The 18,091-nt window shown below is 57.7% G+C and carries 10 protein-coding genes; 6 read left to right on the top strand and 4 right to left on the bottom strand.

Translation table 11 applies throughout. The features are described from left to right. Nucleotides 1-113 precede the first annotated feature (113 nt). On the top strand, nucleotides 114-1,640 hold the full coding sequence (gene mqo / locus FEM03_RS17635) for a malate dehydrogenase (quinone) (RefSeq protein WP_138087610.1): 1,527 nt from the start codon (nucleotides 114-116) through the stop codon (nucleotides 1,638-1,640). Nucleotides 1,641-1,751: 111 nt separating this feature from the next. Here the strand turns inward: mqo and FEM03_RS17630 are convergent, their stop codons facing one another. Further along, nucleotides 1,752-2,372, bottom strand: a complete 621-nt coding sequence (locus tag FEM03_RS17630) for a DUF4412 domain-containing protein (RefSeq protein WP_166442953.1) — start codon at nucleotides 2,370-2,372, stop codon at nucleotides 1,752-1,754. 202 nt (nucleotides 2,373-2,574) lie between these two features. Here FEM03_RS17630 and FEM03_RS17625 point away from each other — a divergent pair, with 202 nt between their 5' ends. The 3 genes from FEM03_RS17625 (at nucleotide 2,575) to FEM03_RS17615 (ending at nucleotide 6,824) form a co-directional block, all read left to right on the top strand. After that, nucleotides 2,575-3,495, top strand: coding sequence for a TolB family protein (locus FEM03_RS17625; protein WP_166442952.1), 921 nt, complete (start codon nucleotides 2,575-2,577; stop codon nucleotides 3,493-3,495). 444 nt (nucleotides 3,496-3,939) lie between these two features. Next, entirely contained in the window at nucleotides 3,940-5,052 is a 1,113-nt protein-coding gene (locus FEM03_RS17620; protein ID WP_138087607.1) for a hypothetical protein, read from the top strand. 158 nt (nucleotides 5,053-5,210) lie between these two features. Next, nucleotides 5,211-6,824 carry a tetratricopeptide repeat protein gene (locus FEM03_RS17615; protein ID WP_166442951.1) on the top strand — a complete coding sequence of 538 codons (1,614 nt, stop codon included), beginning with the start codon at nucleotides 5,211-5,213 and terminating at the stop codon, nucleotides 6,822-6,824. Nucleotides 6,825-6,846: 22 nt separating this feature from the next. Here the strand turns inward: FEM03_RS17615 and FEM03_RS25670 are convergent, their stop codons facing one another. After that, the gene (locus FEM03_RS25670; protein WP_138087605.1) at nucleotides 6,847-14,565 is read right to left on the bottom strand and encodes an autotransporter-associated beta strand repeat-containing protein; all 7,719 of its coding nucleotides are present in this window, start codon (nucleotides 14,563-14,565) and stop codon (nucleotides 6,847-6,849) included. 207 nt (nucleotides 14,566-14,772) lie between these two features. On the opposite strand from FEM03_RS25670, the gene FEM03_RS17605 reads away from it, so the two are divergent. Then, nucleotides 14,773-15,198, top strand: a complete 426-nt coding sequence (locus FEM03_RS17605; protein WP_138087604.1) for a ParA family protein — start codon at nucleotides 14,773-14,775, stop codon at nucleotides 15,196-15,198. Here FEM03_RS17605 and FEM03_RS17600 read toward each other — a convergent pair. Next, nucleotides 15,171-15,797 carry a DUF4412 domain-containing protein gene (locus FEM03_RS17600; RefSeq protein ID WP_138087603.1) on the bottom strand — a complete coding sequence of 209 codons (627 nt, stop codon included), beginning with the start codon at nucleotides 15,795-15,797 and terminating at the stop codon, nucleotides 15,171-15,173. The genes FEM03_RS17605 and FEM03_RS17600 overlap by 28 nt on opposite strands. Nucleotides 15,798-15,816: 19 nt before the next feature. Here FEM03_RS17600 and FEM03_RS17595 point away from each other — a divergent pair, with 19 nt between their 5' ends. Continuing rightward, nucleotides 15,817-16,188, top strand: coding sequence for a hypothetical protein (locus FEM03_RS17595; RefSeq protein WP_166442950.1), 372 nt, complete (start codon nucleotides 15,817-15,819; stop codon nucleotides 16,186-16,188). Between the two features lie 17 nt (nucleotides 16,189-16,205). Here the strand turns inward: FEM03_RS17595 and FEM03_RS17590 are convergent, their stop codons facing one another. Next, a complete protein-coding gene (locus FEM03_RS17590; protein WP_138087601.1) occupies nucleotides 16,206-17,813 on the bottom strand; it encodes a hypothetical protein in 1,608 nt (535 codons plus the stop codon). Nucleotides 17,814-18,091 lie beyond the last annotated feature (278 nt).

Raw genomic sequence — 18,091 nt, 5'->3', positions numbered from 1 at the left:
GTCACGAGGGGGCGTGGGAAGGGTTTGATTTGTGGTCATGGTTGGGCAATTTGGTGAAGATTCTCGTCCGGGATCGCACGATTCTGGCTGGGGTTGGATCAAGAACCTTTTACATGAGCACTGTCACTACTTCGAAGTCATCTAATTCCACCGTTGTTAATTTATCTACCCAGTCGCCTGACGTTGTTCTTGTAGGAGCCGGCATCATGAGTGCAACTTTGGGGGTGATGTTGAAGGAGCTGCACCCGGAGCTGACGATTGAGATTTTCGAGACTTTGGACAGCATTGCGGCGGAGAGTTCGAATGGTTGGAACAATGCTGGGACGGGGCATGCGGCGTTGTGTGAGCTGAACTACACGCCGGAGAAGGCGGATGGATCGATTGATGTGTCGAAAGCGCTGGAGGTGAATGCGCAGTTCAATGAGTCGCGACAATTCTGGGCGTGGTTGGTGGAGCGGGGGATAGTGAAGGACCCGGACACCTTCATTCAGCCGGTGCCGCATATCAGTTTTGTATCGGGGGAGAAGGATGTGGCGTTTTTGCGCAAGCGCTGGGAGGCGTTGCGGGTGCATCCGGGATTTGGTGAGATGGAGTATTCGGAGGATGTCAAGGTGTTGACGGAGTGGATGCCGCTGGTGATGGAGGGGCGCGATCCGATGGTGCCGGTGGCAGCGACGCGCATGTTGGGCGGGACGGATGTGGATTTTGGATCACTGACGCGGGCGTTGATTGCGCATTTGAAATCAATGCCGGGAGTGAGTGTGAATCTGGGTCATGTGGTGACGGATTTGAAGCGCAGTCGGGACAAACGCTGGCGGGTCAGTGTGAAGGAGCGGGCCACGAGGAAGCGTCGCAAGGTGAGCGCGAAATTTGTGTTTCTCGGCGCGGGTGGCGGGGCGTTGCCTTTGTTGCAGATGTCGGACATTCCCGAGGGCAAAGGTTTCGGTGGGTTCCCGGTGAGCGGACAGTGGTTGCGGTGCGACAATCCGGTGCTGGCGGCGCGGCATGATGCCAAGGTGTATGGCAAGGCTTCAGTGGGGGCGCCGCCGATGTCGGTGCCGCATTTGGACACGCGGGTGATTGATGGTCAGCGGTCGTTGTTGTTTGGTCCGTATGCGGGATTCACGACGAAGTATTTGAAAAACGGTTCGCCGCTGGATTTCCCGTTTTCATTCCGTCCGGACAATTTGATTCCGATGATTGCGGCGGGGATGGGCAACATTCCGCTGACGGAATATTTGATTGGTCAAGTGGTTCAGTCACCGGAGGAAAGGCTGAAGGCGCTGAAGGTTTACCTGCCGAAGGTGGATGGGGCGGACTGGCGATTGGAGGAGGCGGGGCAGCGGGTGCAGGTGATCAAGAAGGACCCGGTGAAAGGAGGCATTTTGCAGTTTGGCACCGAAGTGGTGGCGGCGGGGGATGGCAGCATCGCGGCATTGTTGGGGGCTTCACCAGGAGCTTCGACGGCGGTGAGTATCATGCTGACGCTGATCAAACAGTGTTTTGAAGAGAAGTTTGAGTCGGCCGAGTGGCAGGAGAAGGTGAAGGCGATGGTGCCGACGAGGGGGGAATCGATGTCGCAGAATCCGCAGTTGCTGAATCAGATGCATGCGTGGACGAGTGCGGTGCTGGGACTTTAGGAGGGACCTGGTTCCTGTGGCCCGACGACACGTCGGCAAAAAAGAAACGGCATTCGAGGGACGCTCGAATGCCGCTTGAGGCAAATATAAGTGTTGGCGTGATTTGTCTGGTTATTTAGGCATCACCATTTCGGTGTAGCCAGCGGGAGTGGCAAATTCGGAATCGTCCACCGGGGTTTTTTTGGCGGAATCAAGGGTGGTGGTCATTTTGGTGCCGGCGATTTCAGCGACGGTTTTCATGACCATGCCGTCGATGGCGGCCATGGGATTGGGTTGGCCGCTGGCTTTGGTTTGAACATCGAGTTCGGCCTTGATGGCGGCGTAGTCGGGGTAGTCTTTGGTGGCCCAGATGGTGATTTTAGAACCGGCGACGTCGACGGTCCAAACGGAACAGTTGTATCCGCCGACTTTTTCGGTTTTGCCGGTGTCGACAGGTTTCATGGAGAGGTCCTCCGTGGCGGTGGCGGCTGCGGCTTTGAGCTGGGCACCATCGCCCTTGATGATGGTTTTGTTGGGGTGCATCAGGGTGATGCTGTCGAAGGTTTCGGTGTCAAGAATGGAGGTCATCTGGTCGCCGATATCGGTGCGAAGTTTGCTGCCCTTCATCTTCATGGTCATCTTGGAGGTCGGCTGCACGGAGCTCTCGATGGTTTGCTCGATGACGATGTCAGCATGGGCAATGGAGGTGGCGGCAAAGGCAAGCGCAAGGCCGAGGAGAAGTTTGGTTTTCATGAAGAGCGGGAAGTATCTATGGTTCAGTTTGATTTTCAATGGAGTGTCTGGTCCGAACATCTGAGCGAGTCATGGATCGGTTGAAAAGCGGATGTGCCATTCATCATCGCCGTGACAAATGAATTGATCTTTTTTTCTCGTCACACTTTCACATGGAAGGATAAACAATCCATGTTCTAATGGTTTTATTATGATCGCAAAATTGAGTAAAGTTGTTTTGTTGGCCGGGTTGATATCGACTCCGGTGCTGGCCGAGACGCGGTATGCCTATGTGCCGTATGATGCAGGGGAAGATCACGATGCCCGGGTGGTTACGGAAAAGGGCGAGAAGGAGGGGTTGGTGGCCAAGGTCAAAGGGGGGAATGATCCCGCGCTTTCACCAGACGGGACGCAGTTGCTGATCACCTTGTTTCTCAAAGAAGGTCGCAAGCTGGCGATCGTGGACCTGGCGACGGGAGAACAGCGCCAGTTGCCGATTGAGGGTCGTGAAGTTTATGGGGGAAGCTGGTCGCCAGATGGTGATTTGATTGCGTTTCATCACCTCGGGGCGAAGCACTGGAAGGTGGGCGTCATCAAACCGGACGGCACGGGATTCAGGCTTTTGGGAGACGGGTTGAAGGCGGACGAAGATTTGTATCTCGCAGGATGGAACTTGAAAACGGGTGAACCCATGGCGCATGACATGAAGGCGCTGGTGCAACTGAAACTCGATGGCGCGGTGGCATGGAGCAAGGGGTTGCAGGATTTGTTTGGGCAGCCTTATGCGGCGAGCGACTGCAACTTTTGGGTGTTGCCGGATGGGAAAACCGTGGTGGGCAATTTTGTAGTGATGGAGGACGAGATCAAAGACATCCAGGGGCCATCGAACTGCCTGATGAAAGCTGATCTTGATCTGGAAGCGGGCAAGCCGGAGAGGATCAGTCCCAAAGGACTGCACGTTGGGCAGCCAGTGGTGAGCCTGGATGGAAAGTCAGTGGTGTTCACCGGATTCACGGGAGACGATATTAAAAAAGGCGAGGGAGATGTCGTCGACATGACGATGCGGGTTTACCGGTTGAAGCTGGAGGACAACTCGATTGAGACGCTGTTTCCGAATGCGTGGTTTCCATCGGTCAGTCGTTAATGGACAAGGGGAGGTTTCAGCGCCCAAGATGGGGGAGGTCGTCAAGGGGCTTGGTAATATGAAAACACTGCGGTAGACGAAGCATGGCAACAGCTCGGGAAAGTCGAGCGCCATGGCGTGTCGGTTTAACTTTCAGGATTAGTGGAACTTATGACTAGAAGTGAGGGGATTAACGGTTTGATGGTGAAAGTTTCAAACCTAGGTAGAGATAAATCGCCAGCGATTAGAATAACTTATTAAGTAAATCATTGAACGTTACAAGTCGGGATTTTTGTGTCCAGTTGTTATTGACTGACTTGCCTGAAATTCGACCAACTGCAGAGATTATTGAAAGGCCTCGAAGACAAAGATGATTAAATGGCGATGCAGCAGTCGGAAGTGTTGAACGAAGCGAAGTCGAAAAAACTTTAAACTAATAGGTTGATATTACACCTTGCTAAAGTAATGGATTTAATTGATGTGCCGATTCGTGCCCTCGTGAACGTGGCTGATGAAATGAGATGTTTTAATATAGTTATGCGAACTGAAGATATTTTACCTCGACGGAAAGTTGTGAGCATTGCTGTGGTGACATCAGTATTTCTCATCAATGCATTGCAGAGCTTCGCGGTTTTACCATTTGATATATCTACCAACAATAGTGGTCAGATCAGTGGCGCGTCCTGGTCGGGCAACGGAACGGTCCAAGCAAATTTGGACGCGGGCAATTTTTTGACCGGTGGGATCAACAAGGACGTGCTGGTGCAGGATTTTTCGGCGGGAACGTTCACGATTGATGCTGGGTCCATTTATCCGACGAACCGGGTTTCCAGTGATTTTGGGGCCACCATCTCCTTTGCGTTGACCGGGGGCACAGCAGATCTGCAGGTGGTGAATTCCATCAACTATGATGGTGGAAACGAGATGTATAACAGCTTCGGACTGACAGGTTTCGCTGGGAACGTAACGCAAATCAGCATGACCATGAGCTACACCCAACCGATTGCGTCCCGTAGGGATATCGCAACCACAGTGCTTAATGGACTGCCCATTGGCGGTGCGCTGGGTTTGGTGAGTGCGGGGAGCGGTTTGAGTCCGAATGACTTCAATGTTTCGATGGCTTTTGGTGGCGTGCATCCCGCGCCAACTGCGTCAGGCCAGTTTGTCGTTGGACTACCCGCCAATGCAAACCCGCTTGCGTCGTTGGGATGGGCGAACCGCAATGAAGCCGGGGCGACGACTTTCTTGTCCAATGGATTTACTGGTCTGATTCAAACGTTAGGTCAGACGAGCGAGCACTTCCTTTTGGTCCGCGGATATGACTACAGCGGAGGCAACAATTTCGTGACTGCCACCGATGCCGATCTTTTGTATATTTATTCGATGACTTGGAATATCAGCCTGGACGGGGGAGCTGCATTCGCGGCGGGAACCGAATTTACGGTTTCCATGGATGGTCAGCAACATGCCAACTTTTCCAACGTCCCACCTGTCCCAGAGCCTTCCAGTGCCTTTTTTGTGGGTGCTGCAGGCATTCTCTTGATCGTGGGGCGTCGGCGCCGGATGGGTCGCGCCTGAAGTGATGCGGTCGCGGCATGGAGGAAAAGGCACGCAGAACGGTGAATGCCTTTTTTGAAAGCATCGACAAGTGGTTTGGGAACGAGCCCCGGGCAGCCTTGGTGCTGATTGTCCTGGTCGTGGGGTTGGTATTTGGTCAAGCGGTCCACTTTGGATTTGTGCCCTACGATGACCCGGAGATGGTGCTGGGGAATGGTTACGTCAATGGTGGGCTGACGGTGGAAGGGATACGATGGGCATTGACCTATCATGATTCCGGGCTGCAAGTGGCTCATGCGGGTGTGGAGAATCTTTGGCATCCGCTGACTTGGATTTCGCACATGACGGATGTGCAGGTGTTTGGAGTTGAGCGGGCGGGGGGACATCACTTAACCAGTGTTTTGCTGCATTGTCTGACTTCTTGGATGGTGTATCTGTTCGCATGGAGGCTGACGGCATCACCCCTGGCGGGTTTGGTGGCGGCGCTGCTGTTTGCGATTCATCCGCTGCATGTGGAATCCGTCGCGTGGATCAGTGACCGGAAGGGGGTCTTGAGCGGGCTGTTTTTCTTCAGTTCGTTGTGGATGATCGTGACGGGGAGGCGGTCGTGGGCGTGGATGTTTTTCCTGGCTGCGATGATGGCAAAACCTTCGACGGTGATTTTGCCGGTGCTCGCGATTCTCGCTCTGGGTTGGAAAGCGGGTGAACGATCATGGGGATGGCGGTTTTGGTGGACGAAACTGATTGAATGGCGGTGGTGGTTCGGGATTGCCTTGGTGATCAGTGTGATGACGTTGTGGTTTCAGGGAAAGGGAAGTCATGGGGAGTGGATGCATCATCTTTCGTTGAGTTATCGGTTGTTGCACCTGCCGGGTGGTTTGTTTTTTACTTTATGGCATCTGTTCGTGCCATTTGGGTTGACGTTTCACTATGCTTATCCAGAGGATAATTTGTGGGTGTCGCTATTGTTTTGGGTATTGCTGATCTTCGGAATGCTAATGGTATGGTGGTGGCGCAGGAGATATCCGGATCTATTTTTCGCTGCTATGTGGTTTTTGGTCGGTGCGCTGCCTTCTGCCGGAATTTTTTATGTGGGGACCAGCTATACCGCTGATCGGTATAGTTACTTACCACTTACTGGAGCATTTCTTTTCTTTGGTCTTTGGGTGGCGGGTCGTGGTGGAAAGTTTTATAAGGGGAGAGTGGGGTTTGCTGGATTGCTGTGTTGTGGCTTGATGGTGCTTTCTTATCGGCAATGTGCCACCTGGCGCGATGGATGGACCTTGTTGACTCACGCGGAGCGGATTCAACCACGTAATCCGGTAGTCTTGGGTAATCTTGGTGCGATGCACCAAAGGTCGGCGCAACATCGGGAGGCGATGGATCTTTTTCGGCGTGCATTGAAGATAGCTCCCGAAGATGCCCGGGTTTGGTATAACATGGGCAACAGTCTTCGTGACAGCGGGGAGCCGGTCGAGGCGATTGAGGCATTTCGCCGGGCGGTTAATTCTTCGCCAGGGTTTGCGAATGCCTGGCGCAATCTGGGGCTGGTGCTTTGTGCGCCAGGGAATCCACAGCGTGACGTGCGTGTTGCGCGCGATGCTTTTGCCCGTGCTTGTGAGCTGACTTCAAGAAATGATGCGATTCCGCTGGTGATGTTGGCGGAGATGGAGTTCGAGTTGGGGAACGTGCCTGAGGCGCGCAGAGTGCTGGAAGAATTGCAGGGGTTTCGTCAGTTGGATTTGAAAGTGCAGCAAGCGGTTAGTCGTCTGCGAACAAGGTATGGGGATTGACTTGCCGCGGTGGCGTTGAAATTCAATGGTTTGCCTGCCGACGGCGTCGGGTGATGGCGAAGCTGAGGGCGAGGAGCAGCAGAAGGACGCGGCTGGGTTCGGGGACGACAACGAGGACGCCATGGGTGGCGAAACTTTGCATGTCCCAGAGAAGTCCGTAGCTGGAGATGTCGGGGAGGTCGAGGTCGTAGATGCCATCGGTGGAGCCGTCGCGATAGAATTCTCCTGATGGTCCAAGGTTGGCAGACGCGAGGAAGCTGGTGGTCCAGTCGATGAGGTTGAAGATTTGACCGTAGGCAGGAACAAAGCCGTCGGAGAACACGCGGAATTGAGCGCCGTCTTGTTGGGTAAGGGTGCCGGTGATGTTGAGCTGGTCGTGCTCTTTCTGGCCGACTCCATTGGTGGAAACGTAGGTGAGGTAGCCTGCAGAGCCGACGAGGTTGCCGTCGAAACTGTTGGTGCTGACAAAGGTAGGCGTGGTGATTTGCAGGTCAACGAAGGATCCGGCATTGAGAGTGAGTCCGCTGGCGAAGGTGAGTCTTTCGGCTTCATGGTTGACGCCGGTGCCGGGGGCGATGATGGAGCCGGAGAGGGCGACCGTGGGACCGGTGACGGTGCCGGCGCCTTCAATGGTTTGACCGGAGGTGAGTTGGTAGCCACCGGTGACGGCGGTGACATTAAAAGTGGCACCTGACACAACCGTGATTTTCTCGGAGTTGTTGATGGAGCCGTTGGCACCAAGGGCAAGCGTGCCGGAGGCGATGGTGGTGTTGCCGGAGTAGGTGTTGGTGCCGTTAAGGGTGAGCTGGCCGGCACCCGTCTTGAGGAGGTTGTCGGAGCCGGTGCCGTTGTCGGTGATGGTCCCGGCGTAGGCGAGGGTTTGACCTGCTGTGACGATATCAAGAATGCCGGTGCCGGAGCCGGTTTCGTCGCCGAGGGCAATGCCGCGGGAAGCGTTGAGGGTGACATTCGCACTGGCGGAAAGGGCACCATCATTGAGAACGATATTGGCGGCCGTGGTGGTAGCGGGTGCGATGCCCAAAGCGTTGTCGGTGCTGATGCGCAGGGTGCCTTGATTGACCGTGATGGCTCCGGCGGCAGTCCAGTCGAGGGTGCTGCTGTTGTTGCCGGTAAGGGCGAGGGTGCCGATGCCTTCTTTGATGATGCCGCCGCTGCCGCTGATGGCACCGGAAATGGTCTGGGCAATGGTCGGGTTGCTGTTGACGGTAACTTCATGCGTTTGGTTGCTTCCCCAGCCGATCGCTCCAGAAAGGGTCAGGGCGGCGGGGACGACGGGTCCGCGAACGCCCATGGTGAAGTCGCCAACAATGGTGACGGCGTTGGTGACGGTGCGGGCGGTGGCGTCGGCGGTGATGGTGGTGTTGTCGCCAATTTCGAGGGTGCCGGTGCCAAGGGCGGCGGCGTTGGCAATGACGAGACCGCCTTCTTGGAGGTCGATGCCGCCGTTGAAGCTGTTGGCCGCGCTCAGCTGGAGAAGGCCTTCGCCGGTTTTGATGATGCCGACACCGGTGCCGGAGATGATGCTGGCGATGTTGAGGGCGGCTTGTTCGGGGGAGAGGTATTCGCCATCGTGCATGATGGGAGCGACGTCGATGGTGCGGGTGGCGGCACCCAAGGCAAGGGTTCCGCCGGTGATGGTGGCGGTGCTGGCGACATTGGAGGAGGTGACGGAGATGTCGCCGTCAAGGGTGAGGATGCCGGTGCCGACGTTGATGGTGGGGTTGACATTGCCGCCACCGTTGTTGTTGATGGCGATGTCGTCGAGGGTGTTATTGCCGACGAGGGTCAGCACGGAGGAACCGTTGAGGGTGATGTCTTGTTGGGCGATGGTGCCGTTGACCTGAATGACGTTGCTGCCATTGAGGGTGAGTCCTCCACCCACGAGGTTGCCTGCGGCGGAGGCATTACCGATGCGTAGTTCGGAGCCGTTGACGATGGTGCCGCCGGTGTAGCTGTTGAGGTTGCTGGCGAGGGTGACGGGGTATTTGCCGAAGTTGGTGCCGTTGACGATGAGTCGGAGCGGTTGGCCACCATTGTTGGGGTTGTCGATGATGGCGGAGTTGATGGTGAGCGCGTTGGCAGTGTTGTTGTTTTGATAGTAGATGAAGAGGTCGACGGGAGCGGTGGGCGTGGTGCCGCCTGCGGTGAGTCGCCCTTCGTTGGGGACTGATCCAATCATGGGTAGGGAGGTGATGTTTGCGTCCTGGCTGACGGCGAGTGCACCGCTGGTGAGGTTGAGGATGTCGGTGGCAGCAGCGAAGGAGACGACCGGGGAGTTGACGGTGGAATTGGAGACGATGTTGAGGGCGTTGATGTTGAGTCCACCGGAGGCGACCGCAGCTGAGGCGGTGATGCGGATGTTTTGGTTGGGTTGGGCGGTGGCGGGCAGGGTGGTGCCGTCATACTGAGCGAACCCGGCGGCGTTGAGGGCGCCAAAGCCGCCTGCACTATCGTAACTGACAAACTCAAGGGGGTTGGTGTTGAAGTAGGCGGTGTAGATGGCCCAAGGACCAACGAGGTTGTTGGTGTTGGTAAATCCGCCGCTGACGAGAATGTTTTCGGAGGAGCCAGCCGTGCTGGCGATGATGCCGAGCCGCTCGGAGCTGGTGCCGGAGTAGGACTGGCCGAAGTTGACGGTGGCTCCGCTGCTGGCATCGCGGGTGAGTGAGGTGAGGGTGAGAATGGAGGCTTGTGGCATGAGGTTGCCATTGTTGCTGCCAGTGGCTGAGGTGATGGTGTTGAGGCCCTGGGCGAGGGAGACGTTTCCGACGGTTTCGGTGGTGGTGCCTCCGGCACGTCCGTAGAGGCTGAGGGTTCCGCCGCGAAGTGTGATGTCGATGTCATCAGCGATGCGGTCGGAGTTGTCGGAGAGGAAGTGATTTTCGAGTCGGAGGGAGCCGTATTGGACGTCGATGCCGGAGGTAAGGGAAAGGGCGCCGTTGTTGCGGATGCTGGTGATGCCGCCGTTGATGAGGGTGGAGCCGGTGTGGGCGATGTTGCCGCTGAGGGCGAGGGTGTTGGTGTTGGAAATGATGAGCGAGACTGCTCCGGTGATCTGGCCTGCGAAGGTGCTGCTGGAGGTTTGGTTGGCGACGAGGGTGGCGGGGCCGTTGGTGGTGGTGATGGTGCCTCCCGTTTGGGGGATTTCGTTGTTCGAGCTGCCCAGGCTTCTGAGGATGCCGACGTATTGGGTGGTGCCGTTGAGGTCGAGGGTTCCGCCGGTGTTGACGTTGAGGATTTGTCCGCCGAGGAGGGTGTGATCGCCGCCGTTCAGCTTGAGGGTGCCCTGGTTGATGGTGGTGGCTCCGGTGTAGAGGTTGGAGGCACCGAGGGTGACGGTGCCGTTGCCAGTCTTGGTGAGGCCGGCATTGAAGTTTGCCACGACGGAGGTGATTTCCAGGTCGGAGAGGGCGTGAATGATGAGTTCGCGATTGGAACTGGTTTGGAGGATGCCGCCGTGGATGCCGGTGTTGCCGGTGGTGGCGAGGAGGCCGCCACTTTCGAGGGTTAGGGTGGTGAGTGGTTGGATGTCGATGCCGCCACCGTCGCCGAGGTTGAGCGAGTTGATGGTGTAGGGGGCGAGGGTGCCTTTGGATTCGATGACCGCGATGTTGGAGTTGGATCCGGCGACGCCATTGACGAGGCCGTGAACGTAACTGAGTTGTTCGTCGGCGTTCAGGAGGCGGATGCCATTGGTGGGATCGTAAGTGGCGAAGCCCTGGCCGAGGCCGGTGGTGGTCTGGTCGACCAAAGCCCAGGAGAGGATGCCGCGATTGGTGGTGTTGGCGGCTCCGGTCTGTCCGATGAAGGTGGGAGCGGTGGTGGCTTTCATGGTGGCGACGCCAGCGCCGGGGGTGTTGCCGAGGTTGTCGCCACGGTAGAGGGAAGTGCCCTGGGCGTTGCGGTTGAAGGAGCCGCTGTTGACTTGGAAGGTGAGGGATTGCGTGTCGTGGGCGTCCAGGGTGAGGGTGGAGGCGGTGTTGCCGGTGAGGAGGTTGCTGCCGGAGATGGTTTCGATGGTGGTGGCGGAGGCGTCGCCGATGATGGTGAGGTTGCCGCCGAAGTGGATACCGCGAGCGCCAAGGCGGTTGTCGAGGTGACCGTTGGTGTTGTCGAGAACGAGGGTGGCGCCGGGGCTGATCTGCCAGGCGCTGCCGGTGCTGAGTTTGCCTTCGGTGCCGCTGAGGATGAGGGTGCCGTCGTTGACGATGGCGGCTCCGGTAAAGGTGCTGGAGCCGGTGAGGTTCCAGGTGCCGCTGCCGAGTTTGGTGAAAGTGTTGGCTCCAGTGGCGATGCCAGCGGCGAGGGTGCCGTTGCCGCCGCCGGTGAGGGTGAAAGCGAAGTTGTTGTTGAGGAGACCGGAGGCGTGGAGGGTGTTGTCGCCGGTGATGGCGGTGGTGTTGGTGAGGTTGAGGTTGCCGCCGGTTTCAACGCCGATGGAGGAGAAGCCGTTGAGAGTGATCTTTCCGCTGACCGTGTTGGTGCCTGCTCCGGCAAGGCTGTGGAGGGCACCGGAGTTGCTGACGCCGGTGTTGAGGAGGTAGAGGTCGTCCGCGATGGTGATGCCAGCAGCGCCGCCATTAAGATGGAGGGCAGATTCCTGGTTGTTGACCCAGGTGGAACCGGCGGTGGTGCCGAGAGCGCCGCTGTTGGAGGCTTTGACGACGCCGTCCTGAATGGTGATGTGTCCGTCCCAGGTGCTGTTGTTGGCGTTGATTTCAAAAGTGCCGTTTTCGGATTTGAGGAAGCCGTTGTTGCCTTGGAAGGCGGTGTTGAGGGTGAAGGTTTTGCCGGCGACGACCTGGATGACGTTGTTGATGGAAACGTTGTTGCCGAGTTGAAGGGTGCGGTCGGTGTAGAAGGTGTCGAGGGCGCGGAAGGTGGAGGCCGAAGTGGCTTCGGTGAGTTTGATCTGGTTGGCCAGGTTGCCGAGGGCTCCGTCGCTGGAAGCGGCCAGGACGCCGCCGGTGATGTGGAGGTTGCCGGTGAAGTCGTTGGTGTCGTTGGTAAGTTGAACGGTGCCGGCACCGCGAATGGTGAGGTGGGAGGTGCCCGTGACTTTGCCGGAGAGGGTGAGGCCCTGGGTGAGCGGGGAGACGGAGGAAGAGCCGATGTTGAGGGTGGTGTTGCCGATGGCGCTGAGGGAGAGGTTGGTGGTTCCGGCAAATTCTAGTCCGTAGCCGTTGCTGTTGGTGACGGTGAGGGTGTTGCCTCCGATGGTGAGGTCGCCCATCTGGATGGTTTTGTTGCGGATGCTGCCGCTGCTGGTGAGGTTGTTGACGATGATGGTGGAGTCGCCTTCGATTTGGACGTTGTTGCCGAAGATGAGGGCCTCCGGGGTGCCGTTGGTGATTCCGTTGGCGCGGAGGTCGAGGGTGCCTGCGTTGATGATGATGTCGTCGGCTCCAAGCGTTTGGGTGCCCATGGCGCGGAGAGTGCCGGCGTTGAGGGTGGTGTTGCCGGTGTAGTCATTGTTACCGGTGAGGACGAGCAGACCTGCGCCGGATTTGGTAAGGCCGCCGGTGGAGGTGGCGAGGATGTTGGTGTTGAGATTGACGGTGTCGCCTGAGGCGTCGGCGCGGATGATGAGTTCTTCGGCTCCGCTGGTGATGCCGGTGCCGCCGCTGATGGTGGTGGCGTTGGCACCTGATTTGAGGATGCCGCCTTCGCTGATGGTGAGGGTGGCACCAGCGGCAAGAGTGACGTTGTTTGCAGCGGTGATGCGCAGGCTGCGGATGGCGTCGGTAGTTTGGGCGCTGATGCTGCCGGTCAGGTCGACATGGGAGTCGGTTCCACTGGCCATGGTGGTTCCGGCGGTGACGGTGGAAGTATTGGCATCGGTTACATAGGAGAGGGCGCGAATGAAGCCGCCGCTGTCGTAGGCGGCGTAGTTGTTGCCAGCGACGAAGAGGCCCTGGTCGAGGAATGCTTCCGCAGCGGGCGCGGTGGTGAGGGTGACTTTGTTGAGGGCGGTGGTGGCTCCGGTGCCGCCAACAGTGAAGTTGGCGGTGGCACCTGAGGAGCGAAGGATGTTGTTGAAGGTGAGGGTGGTGTCGAAGGCGGTGGAGCGTTGGGAAAGAATGGTGGCGTCGCCGGCCTGGAGTTGGAGGTTGGCGAAGGTTTCGCTGATGGCGGCGGCGGCTCCGGTGTTGTCGTATCGGAAGGTGCTGTTGCCAGTGATGACGACGTTGGAGAGGTCGTTGATTTTGCCGGTGTTGCCGTTGAGTTGGAGGGTGATGGGCCCGCGCAGGGTGGTGTTGCCGTCGTAGGTGTTGTCGCCGCTGAGGGTGACGTTGCCGACGTTGAGACCTTTGACGCCGGCTTCGAGGGATCTGCCAGCTCCCGCCAAGGATGAGGAAATCACTGTGGTGGTGCCGCTGCTGCCACCTAATTTGAAAGTGTTGGCGTAGGGGGTGATGGTGCCGGAGTAAGTGGAGGTGCCGCTGGCTGAACCGAGGATCATGTTAGGCAGATCGCTCAAGTCAAGGTTGCTGGAACTGGCAGTGTTCCAGGCTCCCACGAAACCGACGGAACTGGTGTCGATGCGGTCGAGGAAGGCTTGGTTGAGGGGGTCGGTTACGATGGAAAGGGAGGCGCCACGGGTGACGAGGACGTTTCTGCCGGTGCCGCCGAGGGAGGTGATTCTTCTGACGACAAGTTTTCCGCCTTCAACAACAGTGCCACCGGTGTAGGTGTTGACGGTGTTGGCGAGGTAGAGGGTGCCGGCTCCGTTTTTGGTGAGGGTGTAGGCGTTGCCTCCATCGCCGAGGACGCCGTTAAAATTGTATTGGGAGGCATTGACGGTAAGAATAATGTCTTTGCCCATGGTCATGGGTCCGTTTTGGCTGAAGCTTTGGGAGCCGATGAAGGTGTAATCGCCATTCATGGCGACGGCGTTGGTGATGGTGAGACTGGCGGTGGTGACGTTGAACATGCCGCCGTTGATGGTGAGGGCAGTGGCGGAGGAGCCGATTGCGGCTGCAGTGGTGTTGAGGGTGAGGGTGCCGTCGTTAAGTGTGACGCCGCCGGTGAAGGTGTTGGTGCCGCTGAGGGTGAGGTTGGTGCCGCCGGGACTGTCGACGAGGACGCCGATTTGTCCGGTCCCGTCGGTGATGTTTCCGCTCAGGGCGATGGGGCCGACGTTCGGAGATGATGCGTAGGGGCTGGAGCCAAAGGCTGGAAATACGGTGCCTGGAATGGTGATGGTTTTTAGGCCTGTGGTGGCAGTGCTGATGTTTCCGGATACGGTGAGGGTGCGGTCGGTCGCTGCGTTGATGAGCGAAAGAGAGCTGTTGAGTGAGAGGGGCGCGGAGACGGTATCGCCGTTGCTGTTGCCGAGCTGGATGATGGTTGAGTTGGTAGCGTTCGGGCTGTTGTCGAACGTGAGGGTGGAGAGGTTGGATGTGGATAGCAGGTAGGAGCGGCGATCGGTGGTGTTGTTGTCGCCTAGACGAAGGTGGCCAATGGTGCGGTCCGAGTTGAGGTCGATGGTCTGGTTGGCGGTGATGATGTTGAGGTTGCCGAAGTTGGCGGTGAATCCGGCACCGTCGGCGATGGTGTTGGACGTCCAATTACCGGGGGTATCCCATGCTCCGCCGAGGAGGTTGCTCCAGGTGCCGTCTGCGCCTTCGGATTGTTGCGGAAAGATGGAGACGCAAAGAAGGATGACGCTGCAAATAAAGTGCAGGGCATGGGGGTGGTGTGGACAGAGCTTGGTCATGGGAGATCGGTGAGCCGCGATGCTAGGGAGATTCTACTTTTTTTGCAATGGGAAAGATGGACGAGGCAATGCTCAACCAAAGCGAAATAATTCAATGAGGCCCGAGCATGCTAGGATGGGGGGCACTATTAATTTCCCGACTTTCCAACTGATGAAACATCGAGAAATCGAGGTTGTTTTTGTGCTCAGGCTTTGGTAGGTGGATCGATGTCAGCGAAACGATTGGCCATGCTCAATTTTAAGGGGGGTGTCGGCAAAACGGCCAACACGGTGAACATGGCGGCGGCGCTGGCTTTTCATCCTGATTTTGGGGGTCAGCGTGTGTTGGTGGTGGATTTGGACCCGCAGTGCAATTCGACGTTCTGGTTGCTGACGAGGGAGGGATGGAATCCGCTAAACGAAGAGGGTTGCACGATTCGGGCGTTTTTTTGGCCGCAGGTGGTGACGCATGGGTTGAAAGTAAGGGATTACATCGTGCCGGTTTCGGGCATTCCGATGAAGGGAAAACTGGACATGCTGGCCGGGGATTTTTCTCTATTGGAAGTCGATGATGACGGTATTCGAGGTTGCTCGAATGCCGTGTGGATGAAGGGTGTGGGGGGCGATTATTTGGGGAGATTTATTTCCTGGTAGCCGGCGGGGATGGAGATTTCGAATTCGGAGTCGTCGACGGGGGTTTTTTTGATGGAGTTGATGGTAATGGTCGAGGTGGTGCCGGCGGTTTCCATTTGGGTTTTGATGACCAATCCGTCGATACCGCCAGTGGGATTTGGTGCGTCGGGGATGGTTGTCAGTTTCTCGTATTCTTCTTTGAATTCTGCGTAGTCGGGGAAGTCGTTGGTGGCCCAGAAGGTCATTTTGGTGCCGGAGTGTTCGATGGTCCAGATGGCGCACTTGTAGCCGTTGACTTCTTCGGTTTTGCCGTTGTCGATGGCTTTGATGTCAGGGTCCGCTACGGTGGTTTCTGCTGCGGTTTTGATTTGGGCGGGGTCGGTTTTGATGACCATTTTGGTGGGATGCATCAGGGTGATGTTTTCCATGGTCTCGATATTAACGATGGAGGTGGTCGTGTTGCCGAGATCGGTGCGGATTTTGTTGCCTTTGACTTTCAAGGTCATTTTGGAGGTCGGCTGCGTGGAGTTTTCGATGGTTTGTTCGATGACGAGGTCGGCTTGGGCGATGGAGGTGATGGCAAAAGCAGTGCCGATGAGAAAGTTGATTTTGGTTTTCATGGTTGTGAGGGTATTTGATTTGAATGGTTCCAAGGGCGGTGGCGCAGAATGGATGGAGGTTGCTAGAGGGGAATGTGGGGGCGGTAATGCTTGTGAGGAAAGTAATAGAAAGCGGGTGTTGGCGGCGAGGGTTTTTTTAACGGGGAGTGAAAGTGGTGGGTGGTGGGCTGTTGAGGTGGGAGGGGATTCGGACAAGGAGGCGAATGAGTCGCTGAAGGTGTGGGGCAGATTGACAGAGGCGGAGTTTTTGCCGGTGTATCGTGGATTGGATGCGGATTTGCTGAAGCGGGCCGGGGCGATGCTGGGGTTGAAGATTGGCAAACCAGCGCCTGCGAATATGAAGTCGCTGCACAAGGCCGCGCACCGGTTTGCGGTGAACACGGCTTCATGAATGCGAGGTAGCGCGGGTTATTCGGCGCAGAGACCTTCGGAGGGTCGGCTGGTGATGCCGTTGCCTTGGGCTTCGGTGTCGCGGTTTTGATTGGCGGTGCGGGTGTTGGCGGTGAATTCAATTTGTGCGCGTCCGGGGTTGTAGTTCCAATGGGCGCGGTCAGGCACGAAGTCGACGCGCAGGAACCATTTGCCGGGGCGGTCGGGGGTCCATGCCCATTGCAGGGTGGGGGTGTTGCGATGGACGATGGTCCATTCGCGCTGGGTCTCGTGGCGCACAAGATAGGTGACCCGGGCGTTGTTGCGGGGCATATCGGTGGTGGAAGCGCTGGGCCATTCGATTTTGACGTAGGGAGCGACTTTGATCCAGCGCTGAACGCCTGTCTGACCCTGGTTTTGGTCGATGCTAACGCGCAGGACGATGTGAGGGGCATTGCCGGCGGGTTCGACGTAGATGGGAATGAAGTCGCCAAGGCCGACGGCGCGGGGTCTGCCGCGCTGGGTGTTGGAGGTGACTGGCGGGGTTTGCTCGCGGGCGAAAGCGCGCTGTTCTTCGGAGCCGAGGGGGACGCCGGCGCTGTAGACGACGACCTTGTAGGCGAAGTGGCCGGAGTCTGGGAGGGTGTAGCGAATTTTGGGGCTGCGTTGCTGGTTGGCGATGGTGCGCCAGGCGCGGTCGGTGTCGTAGCGCACGAGGAAGGTGTAGCGGTAGTTGGGGGTCATGGGCTTGCCATCAAGGGTGGCGACGAATTCGATTTCGTTGTTGAGGATGATGGACGTGGGTGCCTGGGTGATTTTGAGGGTGGGTTTGACGAAATTGGCGACGTCGGTGCGGTCGTTGGCGAGGTTGCGGTCGGCGGTTCCGACTTCGTTGGAAGCGGTGTAGACGAAGTCGAGGTTGCTGGTTCCGCGTGGGATGGTGGTGGTGACGGTGGGTGGGGTGAAGGTCAGGCCGGAGCCGGGTTTGGCTTCGATGATGATGCGCAGGCCAACGGGATGGCTGAAGCGGAACTGTCCCTGATTGTTGGTGCGCACGGTGGAGATGAGTTGACCGGTGCTGGCGTTTTTGATGAGGAAGTGGCGATTGGAGACGTCGGCCTGGCTCTGGGATCGGGGGTGGCGTTTGAGGTTGCCGAGGATGGTGCCGGTGACGGTGGGGGCGTTGGAATTGGAGCCGGAGTCGAGACCGGTGGGGGTGGGGACGCGGGTGTTGTTGATGTTGTTGGGGTCGTCGGCGCGTTGGGCGGTGGCGATGATGGTGGGGATGTCGCCCGGTCCGCGGGGGTGGAAGCGCAGTGGGTTGGGGGTGAAGTGGTAGCCGCGGACGAGGACCTGGATGATGTGTGGCTCGTTGGTGAGCCGGAACTGGTAGGTGCCGTCGCGGGCGAGGGCGGTGCTGTCGGTCATGCGGCCTGCGGCGTTGGTGACGCCGACGCGTCCTTGATTGAAAGGAACGAGAGAGCCGTCGGCGTTGCGGAGTTGGACCTTGCCTTTGTAGAGGGCGGTGCGCACGGGTTCTTGGGCGCTGAGGTTGAGGTTGAAGGTCAGCATGTTTAGGCAAGTGCCAAAGAGGGCGAAGGCGATCAAGCGGGTGATGCTGGGGCTTATGAGTTGGATCGGTTTCATGAGTGTGGGTGAAGTGACGGACAGGCGATTGGTTTTATTCAGTGGTTGTCGAATTTTGGCTTCAGGGAGTGATGAGGCAGATGGGGATTTTTTTGCCATGAGCATGATCATGGTCTTGCGGTTGGATGTGAAAGATCCGTGGGTTTGTGACACGGCGGCGATTTGGATCGAGCTCCGGATTTTTTGATGAGAGCGGGACAAGTGTTGGACCGACCGGGAGAGAGGGAAGCTGCCTGACAAGCGCAAAGGGGTAGCGGGAACCGATCTATGGTTGAACC

The sequence above is a fragment of the Phragmitibacter flavus genome, assembly GCF_005780165.1.
GTDB lineage: Bacteria > Verrucomicrobiota > Verrucomicrobiia > Verrucomicrobiales > Verrucomicrobiaceae > Phragmitibacter > Phragmitibacter flavus.
Note: the sequence above shows the minus strand (reverse complement) of the source record. Positions and strands in the feature narration are given on the sequence as shown.

What these genes read in the sequence shown, in the direction of transcription:
- mqo (WP_138087610.1), top strand. Translation starts at nt 114, where the DNA reads ATGAGCACTGTCACTACTTCGAAGTCATCTAATTCCACCGTTGTTAAT.
- FEM03_RS17630 (WP_166442953.1), bottom strand. Translation starts at nt 2,372, where the DNA reads ATGAAAACCAAACTTCTCCTCGGCCTTGCGCTTGCCTTTGCCGCCACC.
- FEM03_RS17620 (WP_138087607.1), top strand. Translation starts at nt 3,940, where the DNA reads ATGGATTTAATTGATGTGCCGATTCGTGCCCTCGTGAACGTGGCTGAT.
- FEM03_RS25670 (WP_138087605.1), bottom strand. Translation starts at nt 14,565, where the DNA reads ATGACCAAGCTCTGTCCACACCACCCCCATGCCCTGCACTTTATTTGC.
- FEM03_RS17605 (WP_138087604.1), top strand. Translation starts at nt 14,773, where the DNA reads ATGTCAGCGAAACGATTGGCCATGCTCAATTTTAAGGGGGGTGTCGGC.
- FEM03_RS17600 (WP_138087603.1), bottom strand. Translation starts at nt 15,797, where the DNA reads ATGAAAACCAAAATCAACTTTCTCATCGGCACTGCTTTTGCCATCACC.
- FEM03_RS17590 (WP_138087601.1), bottom strand. Translation starts at nt 17,813, where the DNA reads ATGAAACCGATCCAACTCATAAGCCCCAGCATCACCCGCTTGATCGCC.